Genomic DNA, 18,585 nt, shown 5'->3' on the forward strand with positions numbered 1-18,585 from the left:
CTGGCTAAACCGGCACTTAAATTGTTCATTAACCTGCTACTACTTTTGCAACAGCACGTTCAAAACGCGCTAAGCCTTCAGCAATATCAGCTTCTGGGATCACCAATGATGGAGCAAAGCGCACCACGTTTGCGCCAGCAATTAAGCTCATTAACCCTTCTGCAACTGATGCAACTAAAAATTCGCGGCTACGGCCTTCGTATTTTTCGTTTAATACCGCACCAAGCAACAAACCTTTACCACGCACTTCACTAAATACGTTGTATTTAGCATTAATGGCCGCTAAACCATCACGGAATAACTGTTCACGATGTTTAACACCATCAAGTACTTCTTTGGTGTTTACGACGTTCATGACAGCATTACCCACGGCACACGCTAATGGGTTACCACCGTATGTTGATCCATGTGTGCCCACTTTTAAGTGAGCAGCTATTTTAGCCGTTGTTAGCATTGCTGCGATTGGGAACCCGCCACCTAATGCTTTAGCGCTGGTTAAAATATCAGGTACGATGTCAGTACCCATGTAAGCAAATAGCTCACCTGTACGACCAACACCGGTTTGTACTTCATCAAAAATAACCAATGCATCATGCTTGTCAGCTAAACGACGTACCGCTTTTAAAAACTCAGGATCGCCATTGATAATACCGCCTTCGCCTTGTAATGGTTCGAGCATAATGGCGCAGGTTTTGTCTGAAATAACGGCTTCTAATGCGGCAATATCATTAAATGGTACGTGCGTGATGCTTTGTGGCTTAGGGCCGAAACCGTCTGAGTACGCCGCTTGTCCACCAACAGTTACCGTAAAGAAAGTACGGCCGTGGAATGCTTTGTCAAAAGCAATAATTTGGTCTTTGTCAGCACCATGGTTATCTAATGCATAACGACGGGCTAATTTAAGTGCAGCTTCGTTTGCTTCTGCGCCAGAGTTGGCAAAATAAACACGTTCAGCAAACGTTGAGTTAACTAATTTAGTGGCTAATTCAAGCGCTGGCTCGTTGGTCATTACGTTTGATAAGTGCCAAAGTTTTTCACCCTGCTCTTTTAATGCAGACACTAAAGCTGGGTGACAATGACCTAAACAATTTACTGCAATACCACCAGCGAAATCGATGAATTCATTGCCTTCTTGATCCCATACACGGCTACCCGCTCCGCGAACAGGAATAACGGCTGCAGGCGCATAATTAGGCACCATGACTTCATCGAATTGGGCACGGGTTAGATTCATTTCTAGACTCATTGCATTTCATCCTTCAGGTTATAAGCAGCTTGAAAGCCGCTGTTTCCGCTGTTTGCTTTATATTCTGTAAGTGCATTGGCGGAAGCTTGTGTTATTTATGGGACATTATTAGCGAAAATGTGATCAAAATACCAGTTCTGTACAATTAACTTCTACAGGAGAGAAGTCTATTGTGCATAAAGATTGAAAAATATGACTAAATAAAGCGTTTATTGCGGGGCTAACAAGCATAAATAGTCATAAAAAAAGTTATTTCGACGATTTTTGTGTAGCTATTCACCAAAAGTGAATAACTACACAAATTTAACATTTAGCAATATTGGCGATTGTGCTCGTTTAAAGTAAATCGAGTTTGCGAAAGTTTTGCGCTTTTAGTCGCAATAACTCTTGCGCAGAAAACTCGTAATAATCAAACATAATACGTTTTTCTTGCGGGTCAATCAGTTGCTGCTCTTCTAATAATAGCACTTTGGCATAACAACTTGCTTTGGCCACAATGGCCGCATCGGCTGATAACTCAGAAAAATGATAGTCATGATCGAGCTCTTTCAATATTCGGGTCATTTTTGAATCTTCAAATTTGAGTAAATTGAGCAACTGCCAATTCAGCGTATGCCCATGCTGCATCACTTGTTCAAATACAGATTCTGCCGGAAAATCAGTTGCCATAATCGCGTCATACACTTGTTTGTCTCGACTTTGACTGGCTTCTCGTAGCCAAGTACCCCATGTTTTTTCGAAGATTTGACCACTTTGATTAAGAATAATGGAGGTGGCAAATTGATACATTAGTGCACACGTATAAGTCAGACTTGGCTCTTTATCATGCAACTCTGCTAGGGCTTGCGCAGCGATGGCACTCATGATGCTATATCGCCATAACTTACGGGTTATCCATAGTAAATTAGCATTACCTGACGGCAACCAGTTACGTAAACAAAAATACGGAATTAATAACCTAAGATTTTCTAACCCAATATAATTTATCACTAATTTGATATCGGTTACTTGTACATCTGAATTTTTCGGGCGCCTATGACGTGAAGCTGGGCTGTTGATTAAATTAATTAAATCGCGGCATAGCCAGCTATTATCTTCAATAATTGGTCGCAGGCGGTTTAAATTTAAATCTGGGCTTAACAGTAAGTCTAATAATAAAATTTGGCTTTCGGTAATGCCTGCTGAATCAATTATAGATTGAGGAATTGCCATCTGATGCTCTACTGCATTATTGACGGTATGCGTTAAGTGATTGGAGACTTCAAGGTATATATTGCGTTCTTGCACTTGTTTTTCTATACGTAACTTTAACGCTTTACGTTCTATATCCAGTTTGTTGGCGCTTTCTTCTATTTCGGTATTCAGTTCATCTAACATTGAGCCCACAACTTGTTTACCCACAATCAGCTGATTGTAGAGTCGGCGTTCTATTTCGATGACTTTTCCGGGTCTTACTCCACCCGCGACTGATATTGCCACTCAACACTATCCTTGAATATGATGTTAGGGGTAATCATAAAAATTAAGGCTCTCCAAAGAAAGCCTTAATACGATTTTATTTACGAATTTGGACTCAGCAGTTATTTTAGCTCTTGCTCAAATAACTTATAAATACGACGGTATTCATCTAACCAGCTAGAAGGTTGCACAAACCCGTGCGGTTCAACCGGATAAATAGCGGTTTCAAACATCGGTTTTTCCAGCTCAATTAACCGTTGCACCATACGCACACTGTCTTGGAAAAACACGTTGTCATCCAATACACCACTCATAATTAACAATGGTTTTTGCAGCCCGTGAGCATGCTCTATCGGTGAGCTACGCTCATAAGCAATAGGATCAATGTCAGGCGTATTTAAGATGTTAGCCGTATAAGGTGCATTATAATGAGCCCAATCGCTTACAGGCCGTAATGCGGCGCCGGCCTGGAATAGCTCGGGTTCATTAAATAAAGCCATAAAGGTTAAGAAGCCACCGTAAGAACCGCCGTAAGTACCCACACGTTTTGCATCAACATTGGCGTTGCTCGCCAACCAAGCAACACCATCTTTTAAATCTTCCACTTCTGGGTGGCCCATATTGCGATAAACCGCAGTGCGCCAATCTCGGCCATAGCCTTTTGAACCGCGGTAATCTATGTCCATCACCACATAACCTTGTTGAGTTAATAAGTTATGGAACATAAACTCACGAAAATACCCAGAAAACCCATAATGGGCATTTTGTAAATAACCGGCGCCATGGTTAAACACTACGGCGGGGTATTTATCGGCTTGATTAGCGTCATAACCTTGTGGCAAATACACTCGGGCGTAAACTTGGCCCGCTCCGTGGCTTGATGGAACGGCAACAACCTGTGGCGCTTGCCAAGGGTATTGTTTAAATGTGTCGCTGGTGTAGTGAGTCAGCGGTTTAATTTCACCACCAATCGGTTGAATAAATAACTCATCGGGGCTTGTTGCCGCTGAGGCCGTTAACAATAATGCGTTACCGTCAGGGCTTAAGCTGTAATCTAATGTGCCAAACCATTGGGTTAATTGCTCATTTTTACCTGTAGCGACCGCGACTCGATAAACATTGTAGCTCCCTGGATGATCTTTGTTAGCACGATAATAAATGTGCTTACCATCTGGAGATAAGGTCACATTATCAACCACATATTTACCGCTTGTTAACGCAGTAACCTTACCTGAGGCCGATTTAGTGTATAAATGAGAAAAACCTGACTCCTCAGACAAGTAGTAAACAGAGTCTGTCCCGGATATCCAACCAAATTGATTATAGTTGTAGTTAACCCACGCATCGTCGTGTAAACGATGTTCGGTAATAAGTTTGCCTTTTTGTAGGTCTACACGCGCAATCCAGCGATCTTTGTTATCAACAGCTTCAACCATCACCATCAACTGGTTATCTGTTTCACGCCACTGCATCGCGCTTTGGCTCCACTCCCAATCTTGCATCAGTTGGATTAAACGTGGTGCTTTGACACTTTTATAGCTTTTGCCTTGGGCTTTAGCATTTTCGGCTTTAACACTGGCTAATACATCTTCATCAAAACCGGTTAGTCCCTCAATAGTGATGTCTTTTTTAGTGTGTTCAACAAGATCAAGTAACACTAAGCGTTGACCAGGAAAGGCATCTTCAGCAACACGAGCACGCGCAGGAACGGCATCAACATAACCGTCTTTACCTAAATAATTAGGCATGATGTCGTGCTCTGCGCGCCAGGTATAGTTTTTGTCGGTGAGTGCTAACATCACATAGCGACCATCGGGCGATAGACTCATTTCTGAAATAGTTTCGCTGTCGCCTAAGTACCAGGGCTGGGCAGAAAATGTGGGATCTGCTTTAGCCAATGATTCACGATAATCTTCACGAGCCTTGTCATTGTTATGTTGCAGCGCCACATAACCCATTAAACGATGTTGTTGCTTGGCAATATAACTACTAGGCTCTTCTGTGCCTGTCGGCTCATTAGCCATTTGAATCGCTGCAATTTGCTCAACCATGCCAGTGGTTTGGTGCAGACGGAAAATATTGTTGCCTTGCCAGTAAGCCAAATCACCATTATTCAAAAAACGCACGCCACTTATCGCATCATTTTGACGAGTAATTTGACTAATATCGCCACTTTGAAGGTTTTTAACAAACACATTGCCTTGGTAAATATACGCCTTTTGAGATTTGGCTTGGTTAATCACACCATTACGTTGATCAGCTAAATGCAACTGAGAAAGTTCAAGCAGGTTGGCCGTGGTGGCTGTAATACTTTGTTGATAATAATCACGAACAGGTGACTGATGAGCTTGGCGACTAAAGTACACTGACTGACTGTCGTCACTCCAATAAGCACCCTGAGCTAAAATGCCCATCCAATCTGGATTAGCCATTATTTGCTTGAGTGTTAGCGCTTCTTCAGCTTGAACAGGTGTAGCTAGTGCTACGGTAATTTGTGTAGGTATCACAGTGGTTGTCACCACTGTTGAGTCGACAGTGGCAGCACAGCCACCCATTATGGCCAATGAAACTGCACTAATGGCAAAGTGTCGCAGAAAGCTGTTCATGTTCGTCCCTTTTATTATTGTTAAGCGCTATTTATAGCATATTATACGTAATATTGACCGGGGGTGAATGGCTGAAGTTGTAACATAAAATACAATTTTAAAGGTATTAAGCGCGTAGAAAGTTGGCCAGCAACTCATGCCCTTGTTGAGTTAAAATAGATTCTGGATGAAATTGTACGCTGTATATCCCTAACGCCTGATTACTCATAGCCATAATTTCACGACCATGAATAGGATCATCAAACCAGGCATCGAGTTCAAATCCCTTGGGAATACTGTCTATTAATAGTGAGTGGTAACGCGTTACTTGCAAAGGCAGTGCTAACTCCGAAAATAAGCCTTGTTGATTGTGCTGTATCAAACTGGTTTTACCATGCATAACACGCTTAGCCCGTACTACATTTGCACCAAAAACTTGCGCTATAGCTTGATGGCCAAGACACACACCTAAAATTGGAATTTTACCGGCAAAATGAGCGATAGCGGCAAGTGATATACCTGCATCATTTGGGGTACAAGGACCTGGCGAAATAACTAAGTAGCTTGGCGCTAATGCTTCAATTTGTTCGAGTGTAATTTCATCATTGCGTTTAACGATAATCGCTTGTTCCAGCGTTTGAAAATACTGAACAAGATTAAATGTAAATGAATCATAATTATCAATCATTAATAACATTATCGATACTCGTACTTTTTTTAGCTTAAAAAAAACCAGCCTTGCGACTGGTTTTATGCCCTAACATGGTTTAATTACTTAACCACAGTTAGGTGACTTCTGCTTTTCGCTTTATCGTCTGAACTGCTCGTCTTGGTCGGTTTAGACGCGGTTGAAGGCTCTTCAACTGACTTAATTGAAGATGGCACAGATGAAAGCTCATCGTGTTCATCTTCAATCATGTATGCATCTTCCATATCAAACACCGTACCAGCACCGTTTTCACGTGCATAAATGGCTACGATAGAGGCCATAGGTAAATACACGTTTTGCGGTACACCGCCAAAACGCGCATTAAACTCTACTGCATCATTGGTCATATGAAGATTGGCAACCGCTCCGGTAGCAATGTTTAACACGATTTGACCGTCTTTAACAAATTGCTGCGGAACCTGAGTACCTTTAACAAAAGCGTCCACGACAACATGCGGCGTCAAATGGTTATCCATCAACCACTCATAATATGCACGCAATAAATACGGACGATTCGGTGTTATTGGTTTCATTACATGCCCATGCGCATTTCGCGCTCAGCCTCAGTTAACGACGCTTTAAACGATTCGCGTTCAAAAATACGAGTCATATAAGCATTGATTTCTTTTGCTGTACGAGGGTCTAGGTTAATCCCTAATACTGGTAAGCGCCATAATAATGGGCCTAAATAGCAATCAGATAACCCAAACTCTTCGCTCATGAAGTATGGCATTTCAGCAAATACTGGAGCTAAAGCGACTAAACTTTCAGTTAATTCTTTACGCGCTGCATCAGCTTTTTCACCTTTACGGATACGCTCAACAAGCGCATACCAGTCGGTGTCGATTCTGTGCATCATCAAACGGCTTTGACCGCGAGATACCGGGTAAACAGGCATTAATGGAGGATGCGGGAAACGCTCATCCAAATACTCCATAATAATACGTGATTCGTACAACACTAATTCGCGATCAACTAAGGTCGGTACTGAGTTGTATGGATTGACTTCAAGTAAGTCTTCAGGCATTTCACTTGGGTCTACCTGCAAAACATCAACGGTAACCCCTTTTTCAGCCAATACGATACGTACTTGGTGACTATATAAATCATCGGCACCAGAAAAAAGTGTCATGATAGAGCGCTTGTTGGCAGCAACAGCCATTGATACCCTCCAGAATCTAAAAAAAACAAAACAAACGAGGGGCTAAGCCCCCCGTTTACAATATGCGGATAATGTATAATAACCGTTATTGCTAGCTAGTGTACATCTTTCCAGTACTCTTTCTTCAACAAATACGCAATGATGAAGAAAATAAACAAGAATCCTAGTACCCACATACCTAAAGCTTTACGCTCTAACTGTACAGGTTCAGCTGAATAAACTAAGAAACCCGTGATATCACGAACCGCTTGGTCATACTCTTCTGCCGTCAATTTACCACCAGTGGTAACAAACGTGTCGTCTTCTTGTTTTACTGCAAGACCTTGTAAGTCTTGTAATACATGAGGCATACCCACTAATGGGAACACTGTGTTATTTACACCAAATGGACGAGTCTCATCAGCATAAAAACCTTTAAGGTACGAATAGACCCAGTCTTCACCACGTACACGAGCAACCAGCGTTAAATCTGGAGGCGCAGCACCAAACCATTTAGCAGCATCGGCAGTAGGAATTGCGTTTTCCATTAAATCGCCAATTTTTGCATTGTTTAGAATGTACTTGCTACGCATATCATCGGTAGAAATACCGAGATCGGTAGCAACACGCTCATAACGCTGGTATTGAGTGCTATGACAACCAGAGCAGTATTGCTGGAATAAATCCAAACCGCGTACTAGCGACTCTTTATCATGCAGGTCAACGTTAGCACTTTCTAAGTGAACATTGTGTCCACTCGCTGCCATCGCCAAAGATGGCAACAATGTAACTAATGCAATTAATAACTTTTTCATTAGTGTGTCACCCTCGTTGGTACTTCTTTTGTTTTCTCATTTTTACTGTAAACCCATAAGGCTACAAAGAAAGCAAAGTAAGTGAAAGTGAAAATACGTGCCGCAATAGTCAGCTCTGGAGTGGCAGGAACCACACCTAAATAACCAAGGATAATGAACGACACAGTAAACTGAGCAATGTTGATCTTGTGGATCGTGCTGCGATAGCGAATAGACTTCACTTTACAACGGTCAAGCCATGGCAGAATAAATAACACTGCAATCGACAGACCCATACCAATGACACCCACTAACTTATCAGGGATAGCACGTAAAATGGCATAGAAAGGTGTGAAGTACCAAACTGGCGCAATATGTTCTGGTGTTTTCATTGGGTTAGCCGCTTCAAAGTTTGGCTTCTCAAGGAAGTATCCACCGCCCTCAGGCATGAAGAACAACACATAACAGAACACGATTAAGAAGCCCGCTACACCCATAATATCTTTTACGGTGTAATAAGGGTGGAATGGAATACCATCGATAGGCCATCCGTTCTCATCTTTGTTCTTTTTAATTTCAACACCATCTGGGTTATTTGATCCCACTTCATGCAGTGCAATTAAGTGTAAGAACACTAATACAACTAGCACAAGCGGCAGCGCAATAACGTGTAATGCGAAGAAACGGTTTAGCGTAGCACCCGAAATAACGTAGTCACCACGGATCCACAATGTTAGGTCATCACCAATAATAGGGATAGCGCCAAACAAAGAGATAATTACCTGTGCACCCCAGTAAGACATTTGTCCCCAAGGTAGCAAGTAACCCATGAATGCTTCAGCCATTAACACAAGGAAAATCAACATACCAAACAGCCATAATAGCTCTCTTGGTTTTTGATAAGAACCGTAGATTAAACCACGGAACATGTGCATATAGATGACAAAGAAGAACGCCGATGCACCGGTTGAGTGCATGTAACGTAATAACCAACCGTACTCAACATCACGCATGATGTATTCAACAGAAGCAAACGCGCCCTCTGCTGTTGGTACGTAATTCATGGTTAACCAAATACCCGTAAGCAATTGGTTAACAAGAACTAATAACGCTAATGAACCAAAGAAATACCAAAAGTTGAAGTTCTTTGGTGTCGCATACTGGCCCACGTGACGATTATAAGTCGCCGTCATTGGGATGCGCGCATCAATCCAATCAATAATATTCTTAACCATTACGCCGCTCCTGTGTCTTCACCGATAAGCACGGTAGCGTCATCGACATATTTGTGTGGCGGGATCACAAGGTTCAATGGTGCTGGAACACCCTGGAACACACGACCAGCCATGTCGAATTTAGAACCATGACAAGGACAGAAGAAACCAGATGTTACCCCTTCAACTTGTTCACCAAATGAATCAGGTAAATAAGTAGGCGAACAACCTAGGTGAGTACAGATACCGACTGCAATGAAGAACTCAGGCTTAATAGAACGTGCAGGGTTAGTTGCATATTCTGGTTGCTGCATTTCTTCTGAAGCAGGATCGCGTAATTGTCCGTCTAGAGATTTAAGATTCTCTAGCACAGCTTCTGTACGACGAACGACCCAAACCGGTTTTCCGCGCCATTCGACACGAATTAACTGACCTGGTTCTACTTTACTAATGTTTACTTCGACCGGCGCACCTGCAGCTTTCGCCTTGGCGCTCGGATTCCATGACTTGATGAAAGGAACCGCTACAGCGACGGCACCAGCACCACCTACTACGGCGGTTGCGGCTGTCAGGAATCTGCGACGTCCGGTATCGACTGGCGCATTGCTCATCCATTTATCTCCCAGAGGGTGTTGGAATTTTTATATTTCAATACTTTAGCGACCAAAATGGTAAAACGCTAAAATCATAGTTTGAGGCGGTGCTCATTATAGCGAAAAATTAGAACCAGATCATAGCGAAAACACTCATCTATGTTGAGGATATTAACATTTTTTTCAAAATGGCATATAAATCAGTAGTTTTTTAACAATCTTATCGATGAAGATATATCAAAATAATCATTTATTCCCATATCTTATCAACTGCTTATATACATTTTTGGTTAAAATTAATGAAAAGCAGCCATCGCTTGCCAGAGAAAGGGATTTTTAGAAAAAATGAATTTGAATTGCAGATACAAAAAAGCTCAGCAGTTGCTGAGCTTTTCATCATATAGGCACTAAAGCTAGCTCACGGTTATTTACCGTTTGAAGACTTCATGTACTTGAAGAAGTCACCTTCTGGTTCTAACACCATCACGTCATTTTTACCTGCAAAGCTTTCTTTGTAGGCTTCTAGACTGCGCAAGAAGTTATAGAACTCGGCATCTTTACTGTAAGTGTCAGCGTAAATCTTGGCAGCAAGAGCATCACCTTCACCACGAATAGTAAGGGCTTTACGCTCAGCTTCAGCAATTTTTACGGTAACGTTAGCATCAATTGTTGCGCGAATAATTTCAGCTTGCTCTTTACCTTGTGCACGATGCTCTTTCGCCACAGCTTGACGTTCAGCACGCATACGTTGGTAAATACTGTTACTCACATTTGCAGGTAAGTTAATTTGCTTAACCCGCACGTCAACCACTTCGATACCTAAGTTTTCAGCGCTTTCAGAAGCATTTTGTAATGCATCTGTTTGCAACTCGTCACGCTTACCAGATACGATTTCTTTAATCGTGCGACGTCCAAACTCAGTGCGTAAATCGTTGTTGATTTTGGCTTGTAATAGGCTTTCTGCATTGGCTTTAATACCGCCATTGGTAGAAAGGTAATACTTTTCAAAATCATGAATACGCCACTTAACGTATGAATCAACCATTAAGTCTTTCTTTTCAGAAGTCACAAAACGATCGGCTGCACCGTCTAACGTTTGAATACGCGCATCTAAGTAACGTACTTTGTCAACGACAGGCAGCTTAAAGTGTAAACCTGGCGCAAACACTTTTGTCACATTATCGTCTTTAAGGACTTTACCAAAGCGAGCCACAATTGCACGTTCGCCTTCGTTAACCACCATTAAAGATGAAAAACCAATACCTAAAATGACGACTAAAATGATCAGAGCAAATCTACCCATGATTAGTTCCTCCCTTGGCGAAGACGATCTTCGCGGCTGAGACGCCCATCAGACGACATGCTAGTGATCGGTGTGTTCACGCTGTTATTTGATACAGAGTTAACATGACGCTCCGCTTCAGGCTCAGTAGCTGGACGCGAACTTTTAGACGCATCCATTAACTTATCCAACGGTAAATACATCAAGTTGCCATTGTTTTTAGCATCAATTAACACTTTGTTGGTATCAGACATGACCGCTTGCATCGCATCTAAATATAAACGATTACGTGTAACCGCTGGCGCAGCTTTATACTCTGGCAATAATTTCTCAAAGCGAGCAACTTTACCTTGAGCTTCTAACACTTCACGTTCTTTATAAGCATTAGCTTGTTGGGCCATACGTTCAACTTGACCACGAGCTTTAGGTTCAATTTCACGAGCATAAGCTTCTGCTTCACGAATAAAGCGTTGTTCATCTTCCTGAGCTGAAATAGCATCGTCAAATGCATCTTTCACTTCTTCAGGTGGACGTGCTGGTAAAAAGTTAACATCACGGATTTGCAAACCAAGCTTATAAGGCTCAATAATACGCTCTAACTCTTTCCAGGTGTCACGACGAATCGCATCACGTCCGGTCGTTAGAATATCATCCATGCGGTTATGACCGATGACGTAACGCAATGCACTGTCTGTTGCTTCACGTAAACTTTCGTTAGCTTCGACGGCACTAAATAAGTACGAATAAGCGTCAGAGACACTGTACTGGACCACTAATTCAACTTTCACAACGTTTTCATCAGACGTTAACATACTGCCAGATGCTGGGATCGAACGGAACGTCTCTACGTCTACGGTATACACTTCATCAATAAACGTTGCTTTCCAGTGTAAACCAGAACTCACTTCACCAATGTGTTGACCAAAACGAAGTAACACGCCGCGCTCAGCTTCTTTAACTGTATACAATCCTGATAAGCCCCAAATAATTAAGGCAATAACAGCGATCACAATCAGTATAGATGAGTTGAATGGTTGGCCAGATGCGGAGTTGCCGCCTTTGCCACCAAAACGTTTTGATAAGTTACGAAAAACTTCGTCGAGATCCGGTGGCCCTTTATCGTTACCACCTTTATTTCCCCAAGGGTCTTTATTACCCTTGTTACCGGGCTCATTCCAAGCCATTTAGCACTCCATAATTGGATGAAATAAATGAGATTAACAAGTGACGTCTATTTCTGAAGGTTCAAAAATAAATGCCTCTAATTCCCCCTGACTCTGTTTAGCTAATCGGCGCCAGTCGGCATCCGATAAACGAACAGATAAAATACAGTTCCCCAGATCGTCATAGTCTTTCTGCTGTATTGCATCCAGTCGATAAAACTGGCCAAGATAATGCCCTGCTGATGCAGGTATCTTCAATGTAAGCTCGCGGATAACCTCACCGATTAACTCGGTAATGGCTTTCAACAGCAAATCAAATCCAATGCGTTTTTGCGCAGAAACCCATACACGCTCAGGTTTTCCGTCTTCACCGTAATCAATACGAGGCGCAAAATCTTCAAGTAAATCAATTTTGTTACATACCACTAATTGCGTAATTTCATCAGCATCAATTTCTTCCAGAACGCGTTGGACCTGGTCAAAATTTTCAGTCATGTTTTCATCTGCACAATCTACAACATGTAGCAAGATTTCAGCTTGACGAGTTTCTTGCAATGTGGCTTTAAACGCCGCCACTAAGTCATGCGGTAAGTGACGAATAAACCCTACGGTGTCTGCTAAAATCACAGCGCCGTCTGGTAGCGACAACTTACGTAATGTTGGATCTAATGTGGCAAACAACTGATCGGCTGCATACACATCCGAAGATGTTAGCGAATTAAACAACGTTGACTTGCCGGCGTTGGTATAACCGACTAATGACACTGTTGCTAGATCGCTTCGCTTGCGTGCACGACGGCTTTGCTCACGTTGTTTGTCAACCTTATCGAGGCGGCGATTAATATTCTTAATTCGCCCTCGCAGTAAACGACGGTCTGTTTCAAGCTGGGTTTCCCCTGGCCCTCGCATCCCGATACCACCTTTTTGTCTTTCTAAGTGAGTCCAGCCACGAATTAAGCGCGTTGACATGTGGCGCAGTTGCGCTAGCTCCACTTGCAACTTACCTTCATGAGTTCTTGCTCGTTGAGCAAAAATATCAAGAATTAGTGTGGTCCGGTCTAGTACTCGACACTGACAAACCATTTCAAGATTACGTTCTTGAGCAGGGCTCAAAGCGTGATTAAAAATCACTACATTGGCTTCTGTTGCTGCAACCATCGCAGCAAGTTCTTCGGCCTTACCGGTACCGATAAAAAACTTACGATCCGGTGAGCGTCGACTGCCAGTAATCACTCCTACAGAGCGAGCACCAGCAGATTCAACTAATAACTGCAACTCAAGTAAATCTTCTCGACGTTCTTCGTCAGAAAAGTCGATATGAACCAGTACCGCTGTTTCACCCGCTTCATAACGATCAAACAAAAAGTATCTTCCTTTTCAATTATTCAGCAGCGCTGTCTTCACCATGGGCAGTGCCCTGATGACTAGAGACATTAAATGGGCGCGCTGGTACTACTGTTGAAATAGCGTGTTTGTAAACCATTTGGCTCACTGTATTTTTAAGTAAGATCACAAATTGATCGAATGATTCAACCTGGCCTTGTAACTTAATACCATTCACTAAATAAATAGAGACTGGTACACGCTCTCGACGCAATGCGTTCAAAAATGGGTCTTGTAAAGATTGCCCCTTAGCCATTTTCAATTTCCTTTTTTATTTTATAAATATGTTGAATTAAGTTTTATTGTTTAGTTTTAGTATTATACAGCAACGGCTAATAAGCTAGCGGCTTTGTCGCATAAGCGTAACTAAATTCCCTTCTACACCACTTTCAAGCCACTGTAAATCAGGCCAACTCCTCAACCATGTTAATTGACGTTTGGCCAATTGCCTAGTGGCTGCGGTAGCTTTTTCGACCATAGTCGCATGATCAAATTCATTATCAAGGTACTGCCAACACTGCCTGTAACCTACACAGCGCATCGATGGCATATCTAAATGTAAATCCCCACGGGCTTTTAACGTAGCAACTTCATCGATAAAACCTTGGTCTAGCATGATGTTAAAACGCTTTGCGATTAACTCATGTAACACTTTTCTGTCATTGGGTGCAATCGCAAATTGCACTACATCATACGGCAAAGCAGCTGACTTAGTCTGCGTTAACTCTGTCATTGTTTTACCGCTGATACGATAAACTTCTAGTGCACGCGACAAACGTTGCGGATCATTTGGGTGAATACGCTCCCCCGCAACAGGGTCAATACTACACAACTCTTGATGCAGTGCGTCCCAACCCTGTGCTTCTGCCTGTAACAAAATCTGTTGTCTAACGGCATCATCTGCACTGGGCAAAGGTGATAAGCCTTCTAACAATGCCTTAAAATACATCATGGTACCACCTACAAGAAGTGGTGTTTTACCACGAGCAATAATATCTTCAATGGCGACAAGTGCATCGCGACGGAAATCTGCGGCAGAATAGCTTTCGCTCGGATCGAGAATATCAATCAATCTGTGCGGCGCTAAGGCCAATTCTTGTGCAGAAGGTTTAGCTGAACCCACATCCATACCACGATATATTAACGCTGAGTCTACTGAGATAATTTCGCAATTATGCTGCGTTGCCATCTCTATAGCTAATGCCGTTTTACCTGAAGCCGTAGGCCCCATCAAAAATATCACTTTCGGCCGATTGATAGTGTTCACGTTAATTATCTTTCATCCACGTTTGCCAAGGTAAATCAGTAGCCTGGGCATAAACTGTTTGCTTAATTGTATCGTCTAACAAACAAAAACTCTGCCAAACATTTTGTGCAGATTCAAATTGCACTAGGCTTTGTTTAGCTAACCAGTCCGCTATTGCACTTTCATTAGGTAGTTCTAGCGCTATCCATTGTAAAAACTCAGGGATAACAATTGCTAATTGGCTCTCCCTCAAATATGGGGGCACTTTTTTAATAATCAACTGCTGATAGCGAATACTTAGTTCAATACCCATTTGACGCAGTAATTGATCACGGGTTGATAATATTTCGCTCCAATCCGGGTCAACGGCTATGGCAACAGGCATGAGTAAGGGTTGTGACACTAAACCATTGACTAACTTGGCTATAATTTCAGCTTTTCTCACCGCTAACAGTACCACTTTAAACGGCAATAATGACAAGGCATCGTCTTGGCAAATAACCCAGTGTGCACCCGATAATAAAGGCGGCATGCTGGTTTGCAAACTCACTTCGCTTATGTGTTGTTCTTGTTTAGCTGCAGGGGTTTGCAATAATTGAGCATAATTGGCTATGGCTGTTTTAGTCACTCCATTTGCGGCGATAGCTGTAGGCTTTTTATCATAACTTGGCTTAACTGCAGCTGAAGAACTCCCAAAAGACGCACTGTTTTTACCCGGGACATGCATCGTTCCAAATGGGCTAGTACTATTTATTGTCCTTTCAGTTGCAGGGGGAGTGAATAAATCCGCCTTTGCCCCTGTAAAAATGGCTTCATCTAGTGTCGATGAGGTTTGAGGTTCATACTTTGCCACATTCTGAACAGAGTCATGTTTTTCCGGCTCAATGAACGCCTCTGTTAACACTGATGGCGGCATTTGCAATAATGCCGACTGTAACGCTTGTAAAATAAAATCATGTACATAGCGAGATTGATGAAAGCGCACCTCATGTTTAGCGGGGTGCACATTAACATCCACTTGATGCGGGTCAAGCGCTAACATCAGCACATAGCCTGGTTGATGCTCTATACCGTGCTCAGCAAATGCTTGTTTTACGGCATGGTTAACCAAACGGTCTCTGACTAATCTGCCATTGACGTAGAAAAAGCTGGTGTCGGTGATCACGCTATCGTGAGGTGATTGTAGGTAACCACTTAACGATAATCCATCGTGCTCACATGCAATACTTAGAGCTTGCTCGGCAAATGCACGACCACAGATTTGAGCAAGACGTTGCTGGCTTTGAATGTCGGTGTTTGCCGGACGGTATTGACGCACTAATTTTCCATTGTGCGTGAGTGCAAAATGGATATCGCTGCGCGCGATTGCTATGCGCTTTAACCACTCATCAATATGAGTAAATTCGGTTTTATCGCTTTTTAAAAATCGACGTCTTGCGGGCGTGTTAAAGAACAAATCGACCACTTCAATCGTCGACCCTTGTGGATGCGCAGCCGGCGTGACTTTGACATCCATTTGCGAACCTTCTGCATAGGCCTGCCAGGCTTCGGTTTGCTCAGCGGTTTTTGACGTTAATGTTAATCGCGATACCGAACTAATACTGGCTAATGCTTCACCACGAAATCCAAAACTAAGAATGGCTTCAAGGTCGTCCAAAGTATGCACTTTAGAGGTCGCATGTCTAGACAATGCCAAGGCCAATTCGTCCTTGGCAATACCTGCGCCGTTGTCACGGATACGGATGAGCTTACTACCGCCTTTGTCGATATCAATATCAACTCGGGTCGCTCCGGCATCTAGACTATTCTCAACCAGCTCTTTAACCACAGACGCAGGCCGTTCAACTACTTCGCCAGCAGCTATTTGGTTAGCTAATTGTGGTGGGAGTAGTTGAATAGCCATGTTAAGCCCTTGGTATTACAAGTGTTTGGCCAATGCGCACCACATCAGATTTTAAATTATTGGCTTGTTTAAGGCTGCTCACTGACACCCTATAACGCTGCGCAATAATCGATAATGACTCACCGCGTTGTACATTGTGCTTGGTATTAGACGAGTTGGTCGTTTTTGCCATTAAAGTGTCAGCAGGAGGATTATTCTCAAAGTAACGCAACACACCTTTATAAATGGCATTAGCAAGCTTCTCTTGATGATTGCCGTTAGACAATAAGCGTTCTTCACCAGGGTTAGAAATAAAGCCTGTTTCGACCAAAATTGACGGAATATCTGGCGACTTAAGCACTGCAAAACTTGCTGATTCAGGCTTTCTCTTATGCAAATGCGTAATTGAATCTAGGTCTCGTAAAATATCGCCAGCAACAGAATGACTAATGGCCATTGAGCTGTTCATCGACATATCCAGTAACGTCATTGCAAGATACTGCTCGCTGTCAGAATTTTGAATAATTTCACCCGCTCCGCCCAATAACTCGGAGTGTTTTTCTTTTTGCTCTAACCATCGACCGATTTCGCTGTTTGCTCGGCGCATAGATAACACCCACACTGACGCGCCACGAGGTTGAGGAGAGGTAAAGGCATCAGCATGAATTGAAATTAATAGGTCTGCTTTACTATTGCGCGCAAGCTCTGAGCGCTTGTTTAAATTCACAAAATAATCACCGCTACGCGTCATAACAGCACGCATACCCGGAGTCGAGTCAACTTTGCGAGCCAAACGTTTAGCGATTTCAAGCACAACCCGTTTTTCATGCATGCCAGAGGGACCGATAGACCCTGGGTCTTCACCACCATGACCAGCATCAATCGCCACGATAATATTTCGCGAAGACTGATTTGCTGAGCGACTCACAGATTGTTGTACATTTGATGAACCACCGGCAGCATCTTCTAAATCAACCACTAAGCGATTGCCATAAGGTGCGGTAGGAGGAAGGGTAAACAAGCTGGATTTAACCGGTTTGGTTAAATCCATCACTAAGCGCAACATGCCCTTTTTAGGTGGCGTACTAAAACGTATCTTTTTAATAATACTACTGTTGTTAGCAATTTTATCTAAATTGATTTTTGAGCCGGCATCTTGAATATCTACCACTAAACGATGGGGGCCCGTTAAACTAAAACTGTCATATCTTGGCGCCTGGGTTAAATCAAATACCACTCGAGTTGATTCAGGCGCAGCCCAAATACGCACGCTATCAAGTTGATTTGCAGCCCAGCTCGTATTAGGCGACAAAAGCAATAGCATGGTTACTGCGCAGGTAAAAAACGTATGTTTTAAATTCATTATTATTTTATTTTATTTAAAATGGCCTGCCCTGCAGGGGATAAGGCTTGTAATTCGATTTCTCTTTGAGATTCTTTATAACGCAAATGCAAATGGATGTCAGCCTTAGGTAACAAGCCGTGACCATTATCTGGCCATTCCACTAAACACACACTTTTTTCAGTAAAGTAATCTCGAATACCCATAAACTCCAACTCTTCAGGATCGCTCAAGCGATACAAGTCGAAATGGAATACATCCATATTTGCAAACTCGTAAGGCTCAACCAAGGTGTAGGTTGGACTTTTTACCGCACCTTGATGACCTAAGCTTTGAATAATCCCTCGGCTAAACGTCGTTTTGCCTGCCCCTAAATCACCGGTAAGGTAAATCGTTAATGGTGGCACAATCCACTGCGCTATTTGTTGCCCTAGCGCAACAGTAGCTTGTTCATTTTCAAGGGTTTTAAACAGGGATGTCATGTGTAAAGTCAGCTTCCGTAAAAAAGAGTTACAAGAATGCTAAATATACCAGAAGTTATGGGTTA

17 protein-coding genes are annotated in these 18,585 nt (G+C 42.6%); all 17 read right to left on the reverse strand.

All coding sequences use genetic code 11. The features are described from left to right. Positions 1 to 28: 28 nt before the first annotated feature. The 17 genes from GQA99_RS04285 to tsaE all read right to left on the reverse strand — a co-directional run bounded on the left by GQA99_RS04285 (position 29) and on the right by tsaE (position 18,520). Positions 29 to 1,246 (reverse strand): aspartate aminotransferase family protein, encoded by a 1,218-nt coding sequence (locus GQA99_RS04285; RefSeq protein WP_160052620.1) that lies wholly within the window; start codon positions 1,244 to 1,246, stop codon positions 29 to 31. Between the two features lie 336 nt (positions 1,247 to 1,582). Beyond that, a complete protein-coding gene (locus GQA99_RS04290; RefSeq protein ID WP_160052621.1) occupies positions 1,583 to 2,725 on the reverse strand; it encodes an HDOD domain-containing protein in 1,143 nt (380 codons plus the stop codon). A gap of 101 nt (positions 2,726 to 2,826) precedes the next feature. Then, entirely contained in the window at positions 2,827 to 5,310 is a 2,484-nt protein-coding gene (locus tag GQA99_RS04295; RefSeq protein WP_160052622.1) for a S9 family peptidase, read from the reverse strand. Between the two features lie 106 nt (positions 5,311 to 5,416). Beyond that, on the reverse strand, positions 5,417 to 5,986 hold the full coding sequence (locus GQA99_RS04300) for an aminodeoxychorismate/anthranilate synthase component II (RefSeq protein WP_160052623.1): 570 nt from the start codon (positions 5,984 to 5,986) through the stop codon (positions 5,417 to 5,419). 74 nt (positions 5,987 to 6,060) lie between these two features. Further along, the gene (locus tag GQA99_RS04305; protein WP_160052624.1) at positions 6,061 to 6,531 is read right to left on the reverse strand and encodes a ClpXP protease specificity-enhancing factor; all 471 of its coding nucleotides are present in this window, start codon (positions 6,529 to 6,531) and stop codon (positions 6,061 to 6,063) included. Beyond that, entirely contained in the window at positions 6,531 to 7,160 is a 630-nt protein-coding gene (sspA, locus tag GQA99_RS04310) for a stringent starvation protein SspA (protein ID WP_160052625.1), read from the reverse strand. The genes GQA99_RS04305 and sspA overlap by 1 nt, the downstream gene beginning before the upstream one ends. Before the next feature lie 95 nt (positions 7,161 to 7,255). After that, a complete protein-coding gene (locus tag GQA99_RS04315) occupies positions 7,256 to 7,954 on the reverse strand; it encodes a cytochrome c1 (RefSeq protein ID WP_160052626.1) in 699 nt (232 codons plus the stop codon). Then, positions 7,954 to 9,168 carry a cytochrome b gene (locus GQA99_RS04320; protein WP_160052627.1) on the reverse strand — a complete coding sequence of 405 codons (1,215 nt, stop codon included), beginning with the start codon at positions 9,166 to 9,168 and terminating at the stop codon, positions 7,954 to 7,956. Before GQA99_RS04320 ends, GQA99_RS04315 begins: the two co-directional genes overlap by 1 nt. Further along, positions 9,168 to 9,758, reverse strand: coding sequence for a ubiquinol-cytochrome c reductase iron-sulfur subunit (gene petA, locus GQA99_RS04325; protein WP_160052628.1), 591 nt, complete (start codon positions 9,756 to 9,758; stop codon positions 9,168 to 9,170). Before petA ends, GQA99_RS04320 begins: the two co-directional genes overlap by 1 nt. A gap of 406 nt (positions 9,759 to 10,164) precedes the next feature. After that, entirely contained in the window at positions 10,165 to 11,043 is an 879-nt protein-coding gene (gene hflC, locus GQA99_RS04330; RefSeq protein WP_160052629.1) for a protease modulator HflC, read from the reverse strand. 2 nt (positions 11,044 to 11,045) lie between these two features. Next, positions 11,046 to 12,206 (reverse strand): FtsH protease activity modulator HflK, encoded by a 1,161-nt coding sequence (hflK, locus tag GQA99_RS04335; RefSeq protein ID WP_160052630.1) that lies wholly within the window; start codon positions 12,204 to 12,206, stop codon positions 11,046 to 11,048. A gap of 33 nt (positions 12,207 to 12,239) precedes the next feature. Further along, positions 12,240 to 13,547: a ribosome rescue GTPase HflX gene (gene hflX, locus GQA99_RS04340; protein ID WP_160052631.1), complete on the reverse strand. Its 1,308-nt coding sequence runs from the start codon at positions 13,545 to 13,547 to the stop codon at positions 12,240 to 12,242. A 19-nt stretch (positions 13,548 to 13,566) separates the two neighbouring features. After that, positions 13,567 to 13,824, reverse strand: coding sequence for an RNA chaperone Hfq (gene hfq / locus GQA99_RS04345; protein WP_160052632.1), 258 nt, complete (start codon positions 13,822 to 13,824; stop codon positions 13,567 to 13,569). A gap of 84 nt (positions 13,825 to 13,908) precedes the next feature. Continuing rightward, a complete protein-coding gene (gene miaA / locus GQA99_RS04350) occupies positions 13,909 to 14,835 on the reverse strand; it encodes a tRNA (adenosine(37)-N6)-dimethylallyltransferase MiaA (RefSeq protein ID WP_160052633.1) in 927 nt (308 codons plus the stop codon). Between the two features lies 1 nt (position 14,836). Further along, positions 14,837 to 16,717 carry a DNA mismatch repair endonuclease MutL gene (gene mutL, locus GQA99_RS04355; protein WP_160052634.1) on the reverse strand — a complete coding sequence of 627 codons (1,881 nt, stop codon included), beginning with the start codon at positions 16,715 to 16,717 and terminating at the stop codon, positions 14,837 to 14,839. Position 16,718: 1 nt separating this feature from the next. After that, entirely contained in the window at positions 16,719 to 18,059 is a 1,341-nt protein-coding gene (locus tag GQA99_RS04360; protein WP_160052635.1) for an N-acetylmuramoyl-L-alanine amidase, read from the reverse strand. A 2-nt stretch (positions 18,060 to 18,061) separates the two neighbouring features. Next, on the reverse strand, positions 18,062 to 18,520 hold the full coding sequence (tsaE, locus tag GQA99_RS04365) for a tRNA (adenosine(37)-N6)-threonylcarbamoyltransferase complex ATPase subunit type 1 TsaE (protein WP_160052636.1): 459 nt from the start codon (positions 18,518 to 18,520) through the stop codon (positions 18,062 to 18,064). Between the last annotated feature and the right edge of the window lie 65 nt (positions 18,521 to 18,585).

This window comes from Shewanella litoralis, from assembly GCF_009828585.1.
In the GTDB taxonomy this organism is placed as follows: Bacteria; Pseudomonadota; Gammaproteobacteria; order Enterobacterales; family Shewanellaceae; genus Shewanella; species Shewanella litoralis.

Excerpts from the sequence above, each read along its gene's own strand:
- hflK (WP_160052630.1), bottom strand. The coding sequence starts at position 12,206 with ATGGCTTGGAATGAGCCCGGTAACAAGGGTAATAAAGACCCTTGGGGA.
- GQA99_RS04295 (WP_160052622.1), bottom strand. The coding sequence starts at position 5,310 with ATGAACAGCTTTCTGCGACACTTTGCCATTAGTGCAGTTTCATTGGCC.
- tsaE (WP_160052636.1), bottom strand. The coding sequence starts at position 18,520 with ATGACATCCCTGTTTAAAACCCTTGAAAATGAACAAGCTACTGTTGCG.
- hflC (WP_160052629.1), bottom strand. The coding sequence starts at position 11,043 with ATGGGTAGATTTGCTCTGATCATTTTAGTCGTCATTTTAGGTATTGGT.
- petA (WP_160052628.1), bottom strand. The coding sequence starts at position 9,758 with ATGAGCAATGCGCCAGTCGATACCGGACGTCGCAGATTCCTGACAGCC.
- GQA99_RS04360 (WP_160052635.1), bottom strand. The coding sequence starts at position 18,059 with ATGAATTTAAAACATACGTTTTTTACCTGCGCAGTAACCATGCTATTG.
- GQA99_RS04300 (WP_160052623.1), bottom strand. The coding sequence starts at position 5,986 with ATGTTATTAATGATTGATAATTATGATTCATTTACATTTAATCTTGTT.
- sspA (WP_160052625.1), bottom strand. The coding sequence starts at position 7,160 with ATGGCTGTTGCTGCCAACAAGCGCTCTATCATGACACTTTTTTCTGGT.
- GQA99_RS04315 (WP_160052626.1), bottom strand. The coding sequence starts at position 7,954 with ATGAAAAAGTTATTAATTGCATTAGTTACATTGTTGCCATCTTTGGCG.
- GQA99_RS04285 (WP_160052620.1), bottom strand. The coding sequence starts at position 1,246 with ATGAGTCTAGAAATGAATCTAACCCGTGCCCAATTCGATGAAGTCATG.
- GQA99_RS04320 (WP_160052627.1), bottom strand. The coding sequence starts at position 9,168 with ATGGTTAAGAATATTATTGATTGGATTGATGCGCGCATCCCAATGACG.
- GQA99_RS04305 (WP_160052624.1), bottom strand. The coding sequence starts at position 6,531 with ATGAAACCAATAACACCGAATCGTCCGTATTTATTGCGTGCATATTAT.
- hfq (WP_160052632.1), bottom strand. The coding sequence starts at position 13,824 with ATGGCTAAGGGGCAATCTTTACAAGACCCATTTTTGAACGCATTGCGT.
- mutL (WP_160052634.1), bottom strand. The coding sequence starts at position 16,717 with ATGGCTATTCAACTACTCCCACCACAATTAGCTAACCAAATAGCTGCT.